This window comes from Bacillus sp. SYZHCR11, assembly GCF_057196865.1.
The window spans coordinates 487,426-505,848 of the sequence record NZ_JBXUND010000001.1; the positions used below are offsets into that span (position 1 = coordinate 487,426).

The following is an 18,423-nucleotide window of genomic DNA, read 5'->3' on the forward strand; positions in this document are numbered from 1 at the left end:
AAATAGAAAGCTCCTTTTTCATGCGGACATTCATTTTTCTTTATAACGAAAATATCTGAAGTCGGCCGGAATATGATTTCCGCTCGTATCTTGGCATTGCATCCCTACAAAAGCTCCTGTAAAGAATCCCCCGCCGCGGATGTAATCATCTGATAATTTTTTCGATTCCAATGCAATATCGATTTTGTACCAATCTTCTTTGTTAAATGAATAGAAATAATAATATTTTTCGTTTTCAATATTCACTTTTAAATAGACGTACTTGACTTCACGAGGAATCACAATTTTATTTTTTAACGGTTGTGAAAAAGAAAAGTTATCACATATCGTTAATTCAAGAATACGGCCAAGTTCTTCATCATGCGTGACTTGAAGAGCCGTCCAGTTCTCTGTATTGTAATAGTTCACCAAACCAGCGGCTTGCTGAAAATTTTCCGGATAAAACGCAACAGCCGTTTCCGCTTCAAAATGGAGACTTTGCCAGCGTCTGGCTACAAATGCCTGAGTAAATGTCGAAGTTAAGGATTCATGGCCGTATAATCGTAAATGATTTGGCGCTTGAGTTAATGAACCTAATTTCTCCGTAAAAGGGATTCTTAACGTTTGAAAATTAATATTTAATGTTGCATCCTCAAATTCATCAACTTCCGGATACGTGTCTTCAAATATGGTTTCAGGTATAGAAGGCGCATCCACCTCCAAGCTCCCTTCTTTTCCGCCTTCTACATAAGGCCAGCCATCTTTCCAATAGAGCTTTTGAATAGCTGTTTCTCTGCCCAAAGGACAATATCCTCTCTGCTGAAAAATTGAATCATCGTCCGGATGAATGGGACGTCCCGTTAAATGGGCTAAATACCACTCACCTGTATGTGTTTGTACAATGGATGCATGCCCGCATTTTTGCAATGGGTTTCCCGGATCATGCCATGACGTTAAGATTGGATTATCGGGATGAACTTCATATGGACCCTCGATATTTGCAGAACGGGCAATTGTAGCAGCGTGTTCGAACCGCGTTCCTCCTTCTGCGGTTAATAAATAATAATAGTTCCCGATATGATAAAGGTGCGGCGCTTCCGTCAGCTTTCTTTCAGTTCCTTTAAATATCACTTTCGGTTTACCGATCAGTTTTTGCTCTTTATCAGAATATTCCTGCATAACAATGCCTCCAAAGGAGTGCCGATCAATACGCTGATCCCATAACATATTTAATAAATATTTTTTTCCATCCGTATCATGGAACAAAGAAGCATCAAACCCCGAGCTGTTTAATGTGATCGGCTCCCCCCAATCACCATCAATCGTGTCACAAGTCACTAAATAATTGTGGCAATCTTTCCAAGCGCCATCTACGACCTTAACATCCGTATAGATCAGCCAAAACTTTCCGTCGCTGTAACTTAAACATGGCGCCCAGACCCCGCCTGAATTAGGATTTCCTTTCATGTCTAATTGCGAAACTCTCTGTAATGGATGTGCAACTAAGTGCCAATTGACTAAATCTTTTGAATGGTGTATCTGGACTCCCGGAAACCACTCAAATGTAGATACAGCGATATAATAATCCTCTCCCACTCTGCAAATACTCGGATCGGGGTTGAATCCTTTAAGTACTGGATTGATAATCTTCATGCAGAACGCCTCCTCAGCTATTTTCTGTTGACTATCATGTTTTAAGCTTTGAAATCGTCAATATGATCCAAATAAACTTTGTCTCTATTCTCTAATTCTCGAACCATGTTTTTATATTTTTTCTCATCTAAGTTATAGAAATTAATATCAATCATGGCCAGAACCAGTAAGAACACGGGAATAATGGTTGCTGTAATTAAAATTCCCGTCAATGCCTCCGGCGTTTGCGCCTGATTTGCCACATATCCAAACTGATCTAGAACCAAACCCGGTACAACCCCTCCCAAGGCCATGCCGAATTTAAAGAAAAATCCGATAATAGCGTATATGAGACCGCCCATTCTTTTCCCGGTCTTATACTCTCCATATTCGATTGTTTCAGGAATAAGCGCCCACATATATCCCCCGGCAGTGAGACTTCCTGCAGCGGCCAGCAATCGAAAGGAAAGTATCAGGAATACATTACTTGGCGGAACAAACAGTAAAGCTAAGAGGCCGATCATATTCAGTAATAATGCATAGTTTAGTAATTTCTTCTTCCCTAATAATTGATGAAGCTTTGGAATAAACGGTAAAATGACCAAAGCAGGCAAACTTCCCAACAAACCGTACCACTTCACTAAATCCGCTCTTTCTAAATTATACGTTACGTAATAGATGCCAACCGAATTACTGATTGAATTCACTCCAAAAATAATAATAAAGAAAATACTTAATACAACTAGAGGCCGATTAACACGAAATTGCTCAAATATATCCGATAATTTAATTTTTTCTTCAGATTTTTGAAGCGTGACACGCTCTTTTGTGCTTTTAAAACAAAAGATTAAAAGGCACCCGCCTATAACTCCCATAATACCCATGGTTAGCTGCCAGCCAAGAGATTCGCTGCCGGAAGTATCGCTTAAATAAGCAGCCAGCAAGGGAACAAAAAATGCAACGACAAGTCCCCCAAGATTCGCAAATAACATACGGACAGACGTTATACTAACAACTTCTTGATTATTTCGGGTCATTGCAGATGTTAACGCGCCATATGGCACGTTTATCATTGTGTATGTAAGCGACAAGCCGACATAGGTGATATAGGCATATATTAATTTCCCCATATCCGAAAAATCCGGGGTTGTAAAACAGAGTATTGCCAATATGACAAATGGAAAAGCTCCGAATAAAAGATACGGTCTGAAGCGTCCAAACCTGCTATTTGTTCTGTCTACTATCGTTCCAATAAAAGGATCAGCGAGAGCGTCGATGATTCTAACCACTAAAAACATCGTACCGGCTGTTGCTGCCGGTAAACCAAATATATCTGTATAGAAGAACAAAAGATAAGTAGACACTGTTGCATAAATTAAATTACATGCAAAATCTCCAGACGCATATCCAACTTTTTCAACCATGCTGATCTTCTTTACATTTTCACTGAGCATGATTTCCTCCCCTTTTCGATCCTTTACATAAGGAACATGATGAATGGTATAACATTTCTTCAATTTTATCGGCCAGTGAGGTCTTTATAAAAGCGCTTTCAAAAAAATGATAGCGGTTTACTTTCACAGAGCATTTTCATCATAGTGAACAGGATAAAAGCTTGGCTTTCGTTTTATATATACCTCCAATTAAATTGAGCCTCTTATCCCCCTCCCATTTAAGATTTTACATGATGGACAATTAAAGCGGTTTATTAGTTTGTTGATCGAACAAACTAACTTGGTTTCATATTATAAAATCTTTTCTGCTTTTTCAACTCTTTTTTCAGAAAATTTAAAACCGATTCAAAGGACATACCATGTTGTAATTGCCGGCTCCTTCGACAGACGTTAAGTAAAAACCCTATGTGTCACCTGACTGATTTATTAAATGATAAGCACTTCCATCATCTTTTGTTTAGAAAAACTTATTAAGAAACATGCACTTGAAAAAATGCGAATCATATATAAGTGATATCCCGTTTAATTGGTTGAGGAGGATATGATGAAACCTATGCTGCCTTTTGAAAAATATTTTGGTGATTTAGAACTGGTTTATGCATTTTATGGAGCTATGCCTACCGGTGTTACTGTCTCAGAAACCGGACGTATATTCATTTGTTTTCCGAAATGGGGAGACGATGTTAAATTTACGGTAGCGGAAATAATTGGGGATAAATTGCAGCCTTATCCTGATTTACAAACCAATTTGGTTAACTTTGAGAATATCAAAATGACTTTCATCAGTGTCCAAAGTGTAGTTGCTGATGGAAGAGGAACGCTTTGGATACTAGATACAGCGGCGCCCAATTTTTCTGAACCAATTAAAGGCGGGGCAAAATTAGTCGCTGTTGATTTAAAAACCAATACAATCAGAAGAGTGTATACCTTTACAGAAGATGTTGTCCTTCCAACAACCTACCTGAATGATGTCCGATTTGATTTTCGTGTCGGAACTGCAGGTTATGCCTATATAACGGATTCTTCTTCCAAAGGACCAGGAGCTATTATCGTCGTTAATTTAGAAACCGGAAACGCATTTAGACGGTTAAATGGAGCAAATCCAACTTCACCGGATTCCTCTTTTATACCGAAAGTAGAAGGCAAAATTTTGATGAATCGTAACAAGGATGGTTCAACTTCCCCATTTAGGCTGGCATCCGACGGTATTGCGATCTCTCCCGACGGAAAGGTATTATTTTTTTGTCCCCTGACCAGCCGCCATTTGTTCTCTATCTCAACAGAAGCCCTGAGAGATAGAAATATATCGGACATGGATTTACTTTATCATGTGGCGTATTGGGGAGAGAAAGGCGCGTCTGATGGAATGATTACAGATGCAAAAGGAGCCGTTTATGCCGGAGATTACGAGAACAATAGTATTCGAAAGATGCTGCCGAATGGCACAATGGAAACCATCGCACATGATCCGAGAATTTTATGGCCGGATACTTTTTCGATTGGTCCGGATGAATACTTATATGTCATCGTGAACCAATTACATCGGCAGGCTAGATTTCATTATGGAGAAGACTTACGACAGAAACCTTATAGTTTACTTCGTATCAAAATTGATGAATTTCCTGCTCCTGCTTTTTGAAAATAAAAATGGCCGGTTCAATTTTAGAGCATAATTGGCATCATTTAGCCTTCATCCTAAACCGAATAAGGGATTACAATAAATACGTGTCCTCAATTATGGAGTTAGATTCATAACTTCATTTTTTTTGGTCAAGGACCAAAATATCGACCTCTTAACCTTTTGACCAAAACTTAAAAAATCCCCTGACACCAATAGTGCCAAGGGATTGAGAGATTAATACTGAGACATGTATTGTTCGCGCTCCCACGGATGAACCTGTGTGCGGAACATATCCCATTCGATTTCTTTTGCTTCAATGAAGTGTTCGAACAGGTGCTCGCCGAGCGCTGCAACCATGACTTCGTTTGATTTGAATTCGTCGAGAGCTTCCGCCAGTGTCGCCGGAAGATCTACGATGCCGTTTTCCATGCGCTCTTCTTTGCTCATGACGTAGATGTTGCGGTCAATCGGAGCCGGTGCTTCAAGTTTGTTTTTGATTCCGTCAAGGCCTGCTGCAAGCAATACGCTTAACGCCAGGTACGGGTTTGCCGCCGGGTCTACGCTGCGGACTTCAACACGCGTGCTGATGCCGCGGGAAGCCGGGATACGGATCAGCGGGCTTCTGTTTTGCGCGCTCCATGCCACGTAGCAAGGTGCTTCATAGCCCGGAACAAGGCGTTTGTAAGAGTTCACTGTCGGGTTTGTGACAGCCGTAAAGCTTGTCGCATGTTTTACGATACCGGCAATGAAATGTTTTGCTGTTTCACTCAGCTGAAGATCAGCGTCTTTATCAAAGAATGCGTTAACGTTATCTTTAAAGAGTGATAGGTTGCAGTGCATACCGGAACCGTTTACGCCGAACAGCGGTTTTGGCATGAATGTCGCATGCAGACCGTGTTTGCGGGCGATCGTTTTGACAACCAGTTTGAAAGTTTGGATGTCGTCACAAGAACGGATGGCACCGGCATATTTAAAATCGATTTCGTGCTGACCAGGAGCAACTTCATGGTGAGATGCTTCGATTTCAAAGCCCATTTCTTCAAGCTCAAGCACGATATCGCGGCGGCAGTTTTCTCCCAAGTCAGTCGGAGCCAGGTCGAAGTATCCGCCTTTATCGTTCAATTCAAGCGTCGGTTCGCCTTTTTCATCTAATTTAAAAAGGAAGAATTCAGGCTCAGGTCCAAGATTGAAATCGCTGAAACCGAGTTCTTTCATTTCTTTCAGAATCCGTTTGAGGTTGTTACGCGGGTCACCTTCGAACGGCGTGCCGTCCGGATTGTAAATGTCACAGATGAAGCGTGCTACTTTACCTTTTTCAGCCGTCCACGGGAAGATTACAAATGTGTTCAGATCAGGATATAAGTACATATCAGACTCTTCGATACGGACGAAACCTTCGATGGAAGAACCGTCGAACATGCATTTATTATCAAGTGCTTTTTCAAGCTGGCTCACAGGAATTTCCACGTTTTTAATCGTTCCGAGAATGTCTGTGAATTGAAGGCGGATATACTTTACGTTTTCCTCGTTTACTAATTTTACGATGTCTTCTCTTGTGTACTTTGCCATTTCGTAAAACTCCTCCTCTAAAAGGTAAATGTATATAGCAAAACAGTTGCTAACGGATTAATGAAAGAATCGGGACATGTCACCTTGGCGGAAAGTATTTCCCCGCTGGAAACGGCCTGCCTGCATCAGTTCGTTTTTCAGAAGCTTTCTGAGTTCGTCATCAGACAGATTGTGCTTCATCGGTTTGGCGGTTTTTTCGGATTTTTCTTCCGGTTCGGCAGATGCCTTATCCAGAATTTGTTTGATCCCCGCCATATTGACGCCTTGTTCAATCAGATTTTTGATTTCTAACAGTTTATCTACATCATGGAATGAAAATAATCGTCTATTTCCTTCGCTTCTCGCTGGAAATATCAATCCATTTTCCTCATAATATCGAATTTGCCGGGCAGAAAGTTCTGTTAACTGCATGACAATCCCAATTGGAAATAAAGGCATTGAGCGGCGAATGTTATCACTCATCTCAATTTCCTCCTTTTCTTATCTTAGTCTCATTATAGGTGATGTTATATTTTGTGTCAACACAATGTAAGGAATCTTAACATCAAATTCTTTGAAAATTGCAAACGCCCTAAATCAGCTCTTTTTCCATTAAAGCATTTACGGCGCTGCAAATCGCATTTTTCACGTGCGCGTAGGTTAATCCTCCTTGGACATACGCGACATAAGGCGGTCTGATAGGTCCATCTGCTGATAATTCAATGCTTGCTCCCTGTACGAAAGTGCCCGCTGCCATAATGACATCGTCTTCATATCCCGGCATATAGCTCGGATAAGGCGTCACATGCGCATTAATCGGTGATGCATATTGTATCGCCTGGCAAAAAGCGATCATCTTATCAGGGTCCTGAAACTCAACTGATTGAATCAGATCCGTTCTCGGCGCATTCCATGCAGGGTTTGACGTAAAGCCGAGCTTTTCAAGAAAACGGGCGGTAAATACCGCTCCCTTCAAGCTTTGCGCCACTACATGCGGAGCGAGAAAGAAACCTTGATACATTTCCTGCAGTGAATAAAGCGAAGCACCGGCCTCACTTCCGATTCCCGGGGAGGTCATCCGGTAAGAGCAGGCCTCAATCCACTTGGCTTTCCCTACAAGATAGCCGCCCGTTTTAGCAAGGCCGCCGCCCGGGTTTTTAATCAGGGAGCCGGCCATAAGATCCGCTCCGACGTGGCAGGGTTCCCGCTCTTCTGCAAATTCTCCGTAGCAATTGTCCACAAAAACAATGACATCCTCTTTGATTTCCTTTACGAAACGAATCATCTCTTCAATTTCATTTATTCTGAAAGACGGACGATTCGCATATCCTTTTGAACGCTGGATGCCGATCACTTTTGTATTCGGCCGGATTGCAGCCCGGACTGCTTCAAAGTCCACTCTGCCTTCTGATGTTAAATCGACTGCATTGTATCCGATTTGAAATTCCTTAAGCGAGCCTGAATACTCCCCGCCTCTTACTCCGACGATTTCCTCGAGTGTATCGTAAGGCTTGCCTGTGATATAAAGCAATTCGTCCCCGGGTCTCAGCACGCCGAAGAGCGCGATTGAAATCGCATGCGTACCGGAAATGATTTGCGGCCGCACAAGTCCCTCCTCTCCTCCGAACACATCAGCATAGATCTTCTCCAGTGTATCCCGTCCGATATCATCATAACCGTATCCGGTTGAAGGCGTAAAATGCGTATCGCTTACTTTATGTTTTCTGTAGCTTTGCAGGACTCTCCATTCATTCCGTTCACTGATTTCTTCTATTCTTTTATGAACGGCGGAGATTTCCGCTTCTGTTTCTTCGGCGGTTTTTTGTAAAAGAGCGCCGTGGGTCAGTGTGTCAAACATGTTGTGTATACCTTCCTTACATGAATTTCTTCAATTCTCCGAGTATGCTTTGTTCTTCCTGTACATAACCTGAAACTTCGTAGCGTTCATTTTCTTCATTAAAATAAAGGCTGTCGATCATGGTCTCTGATTTGATGCGTGACATCAATTTGCCTTCGGCGGCAGGCACATGAACTTCATACGGTGTCATCAGCTCCCGGCGCAAATAAGCTTCGATTTCCGCTTTTAGTTTCGCTTCATCCCCGGCGATTCGGGCGCTGATCATGATGTGGCCTTCTCCCGCTGTCGGGATGAAGTCAGGAAGTGTCTCATCACGTTTGTTATAAGCGGTCAGCACCGGAATATCATCTGCCTCAAGCTCTTTTAACAGTCCGAGGACAGTCTGTTCATGCCCGGCATAATCTTCATTGGATGAATCAATGACATGAATGATCAAGTCTGCTTCCTTCACTTCCTCAAGCGTTGAACGGAAAGCGGCAATCAGCGTCGTCGGCAGATCCTGAATGAAGCCGACCGTATCAGACAAAAGGACGCTGTAGCCGCTTGGGAGCGCCATCTTTCTCGTCATCGGATCAAGTGTTGCAAACAGCAGATCTTCTTCATAGCTGTCTGAGCTTGTTAATTGATTGAACCACGTTGATTTTCCTGCATTGGTATAACCGACGAGTGCAGCCTGAAGCACGCCGTTCTTTTTGCGTCTCTCCCGATAACGGCTTCTGTGGCGGATAACCGTTGACAGCTGCACGTTAATTTCGTGTATGCGGTTTCTAATGTGGCGCCGGTCTGTTTCAAGCTTTGTCTCACCGGGCCCTCTCGTCCCGATTCCGCCGCCTTGTCTTGAGAGATTGATTCCTTGTCCGCTCAGACGCGGCAGCGCGTATTGAAGCTGGGCCAATTCGATCTGAAGCTTTCCTTCTCTCGTCTTCGCCCTTTTTGCGAATATATCCAAAATAAGCTGCGTGCGGTCGATGATCTTCGCTTCAATTGCAGTGGCGAGTGATTTAAGCTGGCTCGGTGACAGTTCATCATTAAAAATAACCAGATCCGCTTCAAGCTCTTCACACAGCGCCTTCAGCTCGTCTACTTTCCCCTTGCCTATGTATGTAGCGGCATCCGCTCTGTTCCGTTTTTGCGTAATCCGGGTCAGCACCGTTCCGTCAGCCGTTTTTGTCAATGAAGCAAGCTCTTCCATGGAATGTTCAAAGTGCTCATCTGTCATGTGCGGAAGCTGGCAGCCGACCAAAATGACCGTTTCTTTTTTTCCTTCCTGTTCGTTCAAATGGATGTTCCTTTCTGTGTCGTATTGGGCAGTAGTACTATCATACCAAACCCGCAGGGCGTATACCACACATCCGGCGGGTTTTAAAGAGAGAAATAAAAAAGAGACCCCTCAAACCGGCTGAGAGGTCTATTCGTGAGCTGCCGCCTCATCTTTTATAAGTAAATCCTGGCTCTTGATCGTCATTAAATCGTTTTTTAAGTATTGGTCTCCCATTAAAAGCCTCATGGCCTGAGCGCGGATTGATTTTTCAATCACGTTTCTGACAAAGCGCCCGTTGCTGAATTTAATGGGGCTTGTCGTGCTTTTCACTGTCATTAAGTAATCTTTTAACTTCCACTCGGCTTCCTGGCTTAATTGATACTCCCGCTCTGCTATCATGCGCTTTGCGATGTCCATCAGCTGAGTGACAGAGTAATCCGGAAAATCGATGCTGATAGGGAAGCGCGATTGCAGACCGGGATTTAATGACAGGAAATGTGTCATTTCTCTCGAGTACCCTGCCAGGATCAGAATAAATTCATGCTGTTTGTCTTCCATATGTTTGACAAGCGTATCAATCGCCTCTTTACCGAAATCCTTTTCTCCGCCTCTTGCAAGTGAGTATGCTTCATCAATGAATAAAATGCCCCCAAGCGATTTTTTAATCAGATCTCTCGTTTTTTGCGCCGTGTGTCCGATGTATTCACCGACGAGATCGGCACGTTCCGCTTCGATCAGATGTCCTTTGGAAAGAACGTTCATCTCGAAGAAAAGCTTGCCGATCAGTCTCGCGACGGTGGTTTTCCCGGTGCCGGGGTTCCCTTTGAACATCATATGAAGAGCTTGTTTTCCGACTTTCAGCCCTTGTTCGGCCCGTTTTTGGTTGACGAATATCCACGCGTAAATTTCTTTAATGTTGCGTTTCATTTCTTCCATACCCACTAATGTGTTCATTTCTTTTTCAATTTCTTTCAGAATGCTGTGCTTGGCTTCATTTTTTTGCAGGGCGGCCTGATATTCCGCCTCAGCTTCTGCATTTGTCAGCACTTGCTTTTGGCCATTAAGAATGATGTTAATTTGTCCGTTATTTTTATAGGTTACAGCGCGCTCCAACATGCTCACCTCTCTGTTCTCTCTTTATCTTACTCATGATGAAGCGGTTCTGTGACATCCGCCTATCATCATGAGGCCCGTTTTCCTCTTTATCTGTCACTTTTTCCGTTCTCTTCGGGAATGATGTTGAATCCTGCGCTTTCCCGAGAAATATTTTTCATTTCTTATTGTATTCAGCAAAAACGGGAGGACAAACCATTTATTTTTATTTTCCGGGAAATGTTGGGTGTATTTCTCATTTTTTTCATGAATGACAGCCGTACAAGCACCTTTTGAATATCATCATATGCTGTAATGAGGTGATGGAGAATGGTTAAAATTTTTATAGACCCCGGTCATGGCGGAACTGATTCAGGTGCAACCGGAAACGGACTTCAGGAAAAAGCGGTCACGCTGGAGATCGCGCTGGCTTTGCGCACGATTCTGACGAATGAGTATGAAGGAGTTTCTGTCACGATGAGCAGGACAAGCGATAAGACGGTCAGCCTGACGGAAAGAACGGATGCCGCCAACAGCTGGGGCGCAGATTATTTTTTATCCATTCATATTAACTCAGGAGGCGGAACCGGATTCGAAAGCTATATTTACCCCGGTGTCGGAGCGCCGACCTCGACTTACCAATCAGCCGTCCACACGCAAGTAATTCAAGCATCGGGTTTTAATGACCGCGGAAAAAAAACAGCCAACTTCCATGTGCTGCGGGAGACAAGTATGCCGGCGATTTTGACGGAGAATGGTTTTGTTGATACGTCAGCTGATGCAAACAAACTGAAAACAGCCAGTTTTATTGAAAGCCTTGCAAGAGGACATGCTAAGGGCTTGGAGCAAGCTTTCGGTCTAAAAAAAAAGCTGACTTATATAAAGTGCAAATCGGCGCATTCAAAGTGAAAGCAAATGCTGATGCGCTTGCCGCCGATGCGGTGTCTAAAGGTTTTGACGCGATTGTGCTTCCAAAAGGCGGCTTATTCAAAGTGCAGATCGGCGCATTCTCTTCCAGAGATTATGCTGAAGCGTTGGCAGCGCGGGCCGAAAAAGCCGGATTTGATGCCTTCATTGTGCAAGACTAAATGGAAAAAACCCCTGCTCTCCCTTTTTGGGACGAACGGGGGTTTTTTGTTATTGAAGTATATCGGCGACAAACCGAGACCAAGCTTCAAGACGCTGATACACATTTTCCTCTTTCAGTTCGCTCAGTTTCATCCAGCGCCCGGCGATTTGATCTTTTTCTTTCACTTCGACTTGTGCTGCAGGCGCTAACTGGAGCGCAGAAAGGATGCCGATATGCACCTTCCCTACATCGTTTTCATCATCATTGATCAGGCCGAGTGTGACAATATTTTGTTTGTCCTCCTCGCGAATGTACAGTTCTTCCGCCAGCTCCCGGTCGGTGTTCTGTTTCAGCACTTCCGAAAATGAAGCCGCCCCTTCCATAGGGTTCATGTGTCCGCCGAAGCCGAGAGAAAGCTTATTATGGAGGCGCGATTCCCCTCCGCCCGCGAGCCGTTCATACACAAATACCTCATCATCGCGGCGGATGACGACATACGGAATCGGCTGTTTAAATCGCGGGTCCTCTTCCGCGTCGCCTCTTCTGATTTCAAAAAAATGCGCCTCAATTTGAGCCATAATTTTTATGATACGTTCATCCTCGCTGTTGACTCCCTGAAATGTCAGCATTTCGTTTTGAAAGACGTCACTCCGCGGTGCAGCCAAGATGATTTCATCCATTTTATTCATGCCCGTTCCTCCTGTCTTACCTCTCCACTCAAGCCAAAAGAGCAGATATTATATCTGCTCTTCATCTTGGCCAAAATAAAAATCTTCGTCCTTAATCGGTTCTACCGTCGCCTTTTTGTAGCCGTTCCCTTTCATGGAGAAGAAATCATGTGATTTTGTTTTGGTGTTTAATCCGTTTAATACAATCGGATTAATATCCTCTTCTTCAAAGTAAGGATCGAACCCTAAGTTCATCAAAGCTTTATTGGCGTTATAGCGGATGAATTTCTTTACGTCATGAGACAGCCCGACTTGGTCGTAGAGATCCTCTGTATATTCAAGCTCATTGTGATAAAGCTCTTCTAAAAGCTCAACCGCAAATTCGCGAAGTTCCGCTTTTTTCGCTTCTGTTTGTTTATTGAATATTTCCTGGGCCAGCAGTCCGACATATACACCGTGGATCGCTTCATCACGAAGAATCAGGTTGATGATCTCACCGCTTTGCATCAGTTTTCCCTGTCCGTAGAAATATAACGGATAATAGAAACCGCTGTAGAAAAGGAAGCTTTCCAGATAGACAGAAGCAACCATCGCTTTGAACAGTGAAATTTCATCATCTTTTTGAATGGCTTTGTAAAGCCCGACAATCATTTGCGCTTTTTTTTGCAGATATTTATTCTGCTTTACCCATTCAAATACTTCGTTGATCGTTTCAGTCGGAGCAAGCGTCATAAAAATATTTGAATATGATTTTGCGTGCACCGCGTTTTCCATCATCGCCATGAAATTAAGAACCGCTTTTCGCTGATGGCCTTCGACGTGCTCGGCCACAATCGGCATGCCTGTGTTCCCCTGCTCTGTATCAAGCAGTGTCAGGCCGGCGAGCACCTTCATGTACGTATCCTGCTCATTTTTACCCAAATACTTCCAAGTAAGAAGATCGCCGTTTAATGCGATCTCTTCCGGAAGCCAAAACTGCTTTACGTTTTGGTTGTAGAACATTTGGGTGAAATCATCTTCATGCTTTGACCAGTTTGCTGCGTCATAAATTTTTGTCACTGTTAACTCTCCTTTAATCAAACGACACAAGAAAGACAGCTGTCCTGCCCGGTATCTTTCGTTCTTGCATAGTAAATGGTTTTGATGCCTCTATGGTGGGCATACAGATCAATACGGTTCAGATCACGAGTTGTCATCGTATCTTTCAAAAACAGGGTAAAGCTGATTCCCTGATCGATATGCTGCTGGATTGTCGCGATCATATCCACCACTTTGAACATGTCCATATCATAAGCTTCTTTGTAGAAGAACCAGTTATTAGACGCTAACCCCGGCATCGGGTAATACGTTTTTGAATTTCCGTATGTTCTTTCTTCGATCCGTTCCATGATCGGCATAACGGACGCCGTGCTGGATTGGACGTAGGAAATGGAGCCTGTCGGCGCGATGCACAGTCTGTAACTGTGGTACATGCCGTTTTCGGCGACAAACGCCTTCAGCTCTTTCCAGTCTTCAATTGTCGGGATGTGCATGCCTTCAAAGAGCGCAGCGATTTTTTCGTATGCCGGTGAGAACTCTTTTTCGATGTATTTATTGAAATATTCTCCCGTTGCATAAGTGGAGCCTTCGTAATGCTCAAACGTTTCGCCTTTTTCTTTCGCAAGCTCAGCTGAACGCTGGATGGAATAAAAGTTCACCATCATAAAGAACGTATTCGCAAAATCTCTTGCTTCCGGGCTTTCATAAGCGATGCCGTTTTGGGCCAGGTAGCCGTGAAGGTTCATGGCGCCTAAACCGATCGACTTCATCGCTTTGTTCGCGCGTCTGACTGCCGGCGCGTTGCGGATATCCGTCGTCTCAGATACATGAGTCAGGGAATCCGTCGCGAGTTTCACCGTGCGCTCAATCGATTTATGTTTCATGACATTCAAAATATTTAATGAACCAAGGTTGCAGGAAATGTCCAGGCCGATTTCGTCTTCCTCGTCATAATCTGTGTAAGCCGAAACCTGTGACGCCTGAAGCACTTCAGAGCAAAGGTTCGAGAATTTCACTTTTGATACGTGGTTATTCGCATGCTCTTTGTTTACGTTGTCCTGGAACATAATGTACGGATAACCTGACTCAGAACGGAGAACGGCAAGCTTTTCAAGCAATTTGCGCGCATTCACTTTTTCTTTTTTGACACGCGGGTTGTCGACAAGCTCCTCATACATCGCCGTCATGTCCATCTCATCCATATGCTGGCCGTATTCTTTATAAATCGTGTGCGGATAGAATACATAAGCCGCTTTGTCCTCACGTGCAAGCTCAACGAACTTATCCGGAATGACGACACCGATAGAAAGCGTTTTGACGCGCACATCTTCATCCGCAGAAATCTTTTTCGTATCAAGAAAGTCATTGATATCGCGGTGGAAAATGTTTAAGTACGCCGCGCCAGAGCCTTGTCTTTGGCCCATTTGGTCAGCGTAACGGAACGCGTTATCAAGAAGCTTCATGACGCCTACAACACCTTTTGTGGCGTTTTCAACATCTTTAATCGCTTCACCTTTCGCGCGGAGCTTGGACAGGTTAAGAGAAACACCGCCGCCCAGTTTAGAAAGCTGCATGGAAATATCGATCGCCCGTGAAATATCGTTTAAGGAATCATTGACTTCGAGCAAGAAACAGCTCACCAGTTCTCCGCGGCGTTTTCTGCCGGCATTCAAAAATGTCGGTGTGCTCGGCTGATATTCCTGATTGATCATCAGATTCACATATTCTTTTGCTTTCTCAGTGTCGCCGTTTGCGAAGAACAGCGCAACAATTGAGATCCGGTCCTCATAACGCTCGAGGATTTTTTTCTTGTCATTCGTTTTCAAAGCATAGTCATTATAGAATTTAAACGCACTCATGAAGGAAGGAAAACGAAACTTCTTAGCGTAAGCTGTCTTAAACACTTCTTTAATGTCTTCAAAAGAATAAAGGCTTAAGAATTCCTCTTCGTAGTATTGGTTTTCAATCAAATAATCCAGCTTCTCTTTTAAATCGTGAAAGAAAACTGTGTTTTGATTGATATAGTCTACAAAATAGCTATGTACAGCCTCTTTATCTTTATCAAACTGGAATTTTCCATCTTGTTGGATCATGATTTCGTTATTTAACTGGATCCATTTTGGCACTTGATTTTGTGACAACTCTTTCTACCTCCTGAGTAAACAATTCAACGTCTTTAGATGTGCCGCTGAGTTCAAATTTGTGCAAGATCGGCACCTGATATTGTCTAGAGATGGTATCGGCGCTTTTTGCAAAGTTATCGCCCCATACTTTGTTGCCGCTCGCAGCGACTCCTAATAAGAGATGGGCGTATTTTTCGAGAAATGATTGTGTTGATGCCGGTACCTGACCGAAGTTTGTCGTGTAGGTGACCAAAACAAACGGAGTGTCCACGTGGTCCATTTCGTCCACCTTGCGGATCAGCTGAAAGTCTGTTTTATTCACAAAACGCTGAACATTCCCTGTCTTTGAATCAAATATGATTTGAACCATCCTTATCACGACCTATCAAAAATAATGAATCTCTTAACACTATATATAGTATACTAACCTCTCAGAAAAACACAACATATTGAGATCGATTTATAAAAAATTCATATTTTTGAAAGAGCGGACTTTGGCTCCGGCCCGATTAACGCCCAAAAAAGAGAGCAGAACGAGAATCATCTCTCATCCTACTCAAGGTGTCATGTGTAAGCCGATGTCTATCATAACATGAAAAAAAACTGCTTAGTAGTCTAGACTTTTATTCTTATTTTTTGTAAGAATCACATTTTTTTTCGCTTTCAACGGTTTCTTCAATCTCCACATCAGCACCGATTTCTTTCAGTACGGCTTTCAGAGCGCTTGTGATGGAAGCCTCCCTGATCAGTTCTTTGCCGTCAACGATGATGCTGGTTCCATATTCATAGCAGGAATCATCTTCACAAGTTTCTTCCCAATGGTTGATTATCACCTTGTGTTTCAATCGTCTCACCCTCTGCATGATCAATGTCAGTACTTAGTGTAGCTTGTGCGGCCCGCTTTGTAAATTCGAACGCTTGTGAAATTTATTCAAGCTCATCCAGCGCCGTTTCTTTTTTCAGTTCGATTTTATTCGTTTTTTCATCATAGCGGTATATTTTTAAGTAACCGTCCTCGACAATGCCGAAACGATTATGTTCCAGCTGCACCATGCCTTCTGTCTGCGATTCGGCATCCGCCAAGCCGCCGTCATCATCCGTCACCACCGTCTCGTGATTGCTGCAAGCTCCAAACAGCAAAAAAACAGCGATCCAAACGAGCGTAATCCTGATTCTTCTCAGTTCATTTTCACTTTCGAACACGATTTTCCGAACCCCCTTTTATCTTTCCGATATACGGCCTGCAATATACAGACGCGCATAGAAAAAGACCATTGTTCATGGTCTTTGTCAAAAAGTCTATTCAAGCTCAAGCTGGACGTTTTTTTGCGGGGCGAACGTGGAGATGGCATGTTTATAAATAAGCTGCTGCTTCCCCTCCGTTTCGAGCAAAACGGTAAAGTTGTCAAAGCCTTTTACCTGGCCGCGAAGCTGAAAGCCGTTGAGTAAAAACACCGTGACGAACGTATTGTCTTTTCGGATTTGATTCAAAAACTGATCTTGAATATTAATCGGTTTCATGTTTCGTCCTCCTTGGTTCTCAATACAATACTGTTTCGATTAAATTTCCAGTTTTCCTGCTATACACTCGAAAATTTCCTTTTTTTTCTGCTCAATATCAACAGGCGGCGTCATATCTGTCCATGAAACGGGCATTTTATTGCGAAACCAGGTCAGCTGGCGTTTCGCATATCGCCTTGAATTTTGTTTTAATTGCTCCACGGCCTGAGGAAGCGGCACTTTTCCATCAAGATATTCATACAGCTCTTTATAGCCGATCGCCTGAATCGATTGGCTGTCCCGGATATTCATATCATACAGCCGCTTTACTTCGTCAAGAAGGCCGGTTTCCAGCATCAGGTCAACGCGCTCGTTAATCCGGCCGTACAGTACTTCTCTGTCCATTGTAAGACCGATAAGAACCGCATTGTAAAGCAGCTCCCGTTTTTGGGTTTTAAGATGCTCTGACATTGTTTTTCCCGATACATGCAGGATTTCGAGCGCGCGGATGACTCTTCGCGTATTGTTTTGATGAATGGCTGCCGCCGCTTCCGGGTCGGCTGCCGCAAGCTTGGCATGAAGCGCTTCCGCCCCTTCTTCAGCCGCCAGTTTCTCCATTCGCTCCCGGAATACAGGGTCGCCGGAGTTTTCCGTGAACGTATAGTCATACAGCACGGACTGAATGTACAGACCCGTCCCCCCGACAATCATCGGCAGCTTTCCTCTACCGGCAATCTCGGTGATTTTTCCCCTCACCATTTTCTGATAATCCGCCGTTGAAAAAGTGTCGGACGGCTCCAAAATATCAATCAGGTGATGCGGCACACCTTCTGTCTCTTCTTCGGTGACTTTGGCCGTTCCGATGTCCATCCCTTTATATACCTGCATGGAATCTCCGCTGATGATTTCCGCATTCAGCATTTTCGCGAGTCCGATGCTTAGTTTTGTTTTTCCGACTGCCGTCGGTCCGACGAGTATGACGACAGGCTGTTTTTTATTTTTCAATATGTATCACTCTCTTTTATAAATCTCCCCCTAATTATAGCATTCATTTCTTCAGGCACCTATTCATTTTGCCCTTTTTCCTGAGCGCTAAACGTCCGCTACCACCCGATCGGCTCGTTTCCGACAACCTCTCTCGTTTTTCCTTTGAGCGTATGGCGGTGCGTTTTCCGTCCTTCCTCCCGCGGATCGTAAACGACGCCGCCATGCTGGATCCGAATCGGCTCATTGTAGGCGGCAAAGGTGGTCTCTGAAAGCTCATGGTAATGTGTTCCGTCATCCCTCGGGATGGCAGGGCCGGAAATGCCGTAATACCTATGAAAATGGCCGTTTTCAAACGAGGTGATGCCCGTATAGAAATGTGTATGCTCATCTGTATTGCTGCCGTTCTCCGGCTGCGAAAAGCCTTCGATCATATGGTAGTGCCCCTGCACTACATCCGTAACAGCCCGGTATGCGTGTGTGTGCGGAGGTTTTTTTGACCAATCGGACTGATACAGGCCCACAAAAGCTCACTCCTTTATTTTTTTGATAAATGCCCAATCAAAAATTGGTGGGCTGAATACTCTGTTATCATC

The 18,423-nt window shown here is 43.7% G+C and carries 17 protein-coding genes and 1 pseudogene; 2 read left to right on the forward strand and 16 right to left on the reverse strand.

From position 1 onward, the window contains the following. Nucleotides 1-30: 30 nt before the first annotated feature. Nucleotides 31-1,632, reverse strand: a complete 1,602-nt coding sequence (xynB, locus tag AC2CGA_RS02265) for a xylan 1,4-beta-xylosidase (RefSeq protein WP_003154045.1) — start codon at nt 1,630-1,632, stop codon at nt 31-33. A 41-nt stretch (nt 1,633-1,673) separates the two neighbouring features. Further along, nucleotides 1,674-3,065 carry an MFS transporter gene (locus tag AC2CGA_RS02270; protein ID WP_003154046.1) on the reverse strand — a complete coding sequence of 464 codons (1,392 nt, stop codon included), beginning with the start codon at nt 3,063-3,065 and terminating at the stop codon, nt 1,674-1,676. A gap of 544 nt (nt 3,066-3,609) precedes the next feature. On the opposite strand from AC2CGA_RS02270, the gene AC2CGA_RS02275 reads away from it, so the two are divergent. After that, nucleotides 3,610-4,704, forward strand: a complete 1,095-nt coding sequence (locus AC2CGA_RS02275; protein ID WP_043867153.1) for an L-dopachrome tautomerase-related protein — start codon at nt 3,610-3,612, stop codon at nt 4,702-4,704. A gap of 216 nt (nt 4,705-4,920) precedes the next feature. Here AC2CGA_RS02275 and glnA read toward each other — a convergent pair whose 3' ends face one another. From glnA to spoVK, 5 genes are all read right to left on the reverse strand, one after another. Next, nucleotides 4,921-6,255, reverse strand: a complete 1,335-nt coding sequence (gene glnA, locus AC2CGA_RS02280; protein ID WP_003154048.1) for a type I glutamate--ammonia ligase — start codon at nt 6,253-6,255, stop codon at nt 4,921-4,923. Nucleotides 6,256-6,312: 57 nt separating this feature from the next. After that, nucleotides 6,313-6,717 carry a MerR family transcriptional regulator gene (locus tag AC2CGA_RS02285; RefSeq protein WP_007410366.1) on the reverse strand — a complete coding sequence of 135 codons (405 nt, stop codon included), beginning with the start codon at nt 6,715-6,717 and terminating at the stop codon, nt 6,313-6,315. A gap of 109 nt (nt 6,718-6,826) precedes the next feature. Continuing rightward, the gene (locus AC2CGA_RS02290) at nt 6,827-8,092 is read right to left on the reverse strand and encodes a methionine gamma-lyase family protein (RefSeq protein ID WP_043867152.1); all 1,266 of its coding nucleotides are present in this window, start codon (nt 8,090-8,092) and stop codon (nt 6,827-6,829) included. 16 nt (nt 8,093-8,108) lie between these two features. After that, nucleotides 8,109-9,371 carry a GTPase HflX gene (hflX, locus tag AC2CGA_RS02295; RefSeq protein ID WP_015239904.1) on the reverse strand — a complete coding sequence of 421 codons (1,263 nt, stop codon included), beginning with the start codon at nt 9,369-9,371 and terminating at the stop codon, nt 8,109-8,111. 129 nt (nt 9,372-9,500) lie between these two features. Beyond that, nucleotides 9,501-10,469 (reverse strand): stage V sporulation protein K, encoded by a 969-nt coding sequence (gene spoVK, locus AC2CGA_RS02300; RefSeq protein WP_015417523.1) that lies wholly within the window; start codon nt 10,467-10,469, stop codon nt 9,501-9,503. Nucleotides 10,470-10,775: 306 nt separating this feature from the next. Here spoVK and AC2CGA_RS02305 point away from each other — a divergent pair. After that, nucleotides 10,776-11,533, forward strand: a pseudogene (locus AC2CGA_RS02305) (N-acetylmuramoyl-L-alanine amidase). 49 nt (nt 11,534-11,582) lie between these two features. Here AC2CGA_RS02305 and AC2CGA_RS02310 read toward each other — a convergent pair. From AC2CGA_RS02310 to AC2CGA_RS02350, 9 genes are all read right to left on the reverse strand, one after another. Next, nucleotides 11,583-12,203 carry a hypothetical protein gene (locus AC2CGA_RS02310; protein WP_015388202.1) on the reverse strand — a complete coding sequence of 207 codons (621 nt, stop codon included), beginning with the start codon at nt 12,201-12,203 and terminating at the stop codon, nt 11,583-11,585. A 48-nt stretch (nt 12,204-12,251) separates the two neighbouring features. Next, complete coding sequence (gene nrdF / locus AC2CGA_RS02315) at nt 12,252-13,241, reverse strand: class 1b ribonucleoside-diphosphate reductase subunit beta (protein ID WP_003154059.1); 990 nt, start codon at nt 13,239-13,241, stop codon at nt 12,252-12,254. A 17-nt stretch (nt 13,242-13,258) separates the two neighbouring features. Next, a complete protein-coding gene (gene nrdE, locus AC2CGA_RS02320) occupies nt 13,259-15,361 on the reverse strand; it encodes a class 1b ribonucleoside-diphosphate reductase subunit alpha (RefSeq protein WP_003154060.1) in 2,103 nt (700 codons plus the stop codon). After that, nucleotides 15,321-15,713, reverse strand: a complete 393-nt coding sequence (nrdI, locus tag AC2CGA_RS02325) for a class Ib ribonucleoside-diphosphate reductase assembly flavoprotein NrdI (protein WP_014305044.1) — start codon at nt 15,711-15,713, stop codon at nt 15,321-15,323. Before nrdI ends, nrdE begins: the two co-directional genes overlap by 41 nt. Before the next feature lie 259 nt (nt 15,714-15,972). Then, nucleotides 15,973-16,188, reverse strand: coding sequence for a hypothetical protein (locus AC2CGA_RS02330; RefSeq protein WP_003154062.1), 216 nt, complete (start codon nt 16,186-16,188; stop codon nt 15,973-15,975). A gap of 82 nt (nt 16,189-16,270) precedes the next feature. Next, the gene (locus AC2CGA_RS02335; protein ID WP_003154063.1) at nt 16,271-16,546 is read right to left on the reverse strand and encodes a YmzC family protein; all 276 of its coding nucleotides are present in this window, start codon (nt 16,544-16,546) and stop codon (nt 16,271-16,273) included. 96 nt (nt 16,547-16,642) lie between these two features. Further along, on the reverse strand, nt 16,643-16,864 hold the full coding sequence (hfq, locus tag AC2CGA_RS02340; protein WP_003154064.1) for an RNA chaperone Hfq: 222 nt from the start codon (nt 16,862-16,864) through the stop codon (nt 16,643-16,645). 39 nt (nt 16,865-16,903) lie between these two features. Beyond that, nucleotides 16,904-17,848: a tRNA (adenosine(37)-N6)-dimethylallyltransferase MiaA gene (gene miaA / locus AC2CGA_RS02345; protein ID WP_015388203.1), complete on the reverse strand. Its 945-nt coding sequence runs from the start codon at nt 17,846-17,848 to the stop codon at nt 16,904-16,906. Between the two features lie 98 nt (nt 17,849-17,946). Further along, nucleotides 17,947-18,351, reverse strand: coding sequence for a YmaF family protein (locus AC2CGA_RS02350; RefSeq protein ID WP_014305042.1), 405 nt, complete (start codon nt 18,349-18,351; stop codon nt 17,947-17,949). Nucleotides 18,352-18,423: the final 72 nt, after the last annotated feature.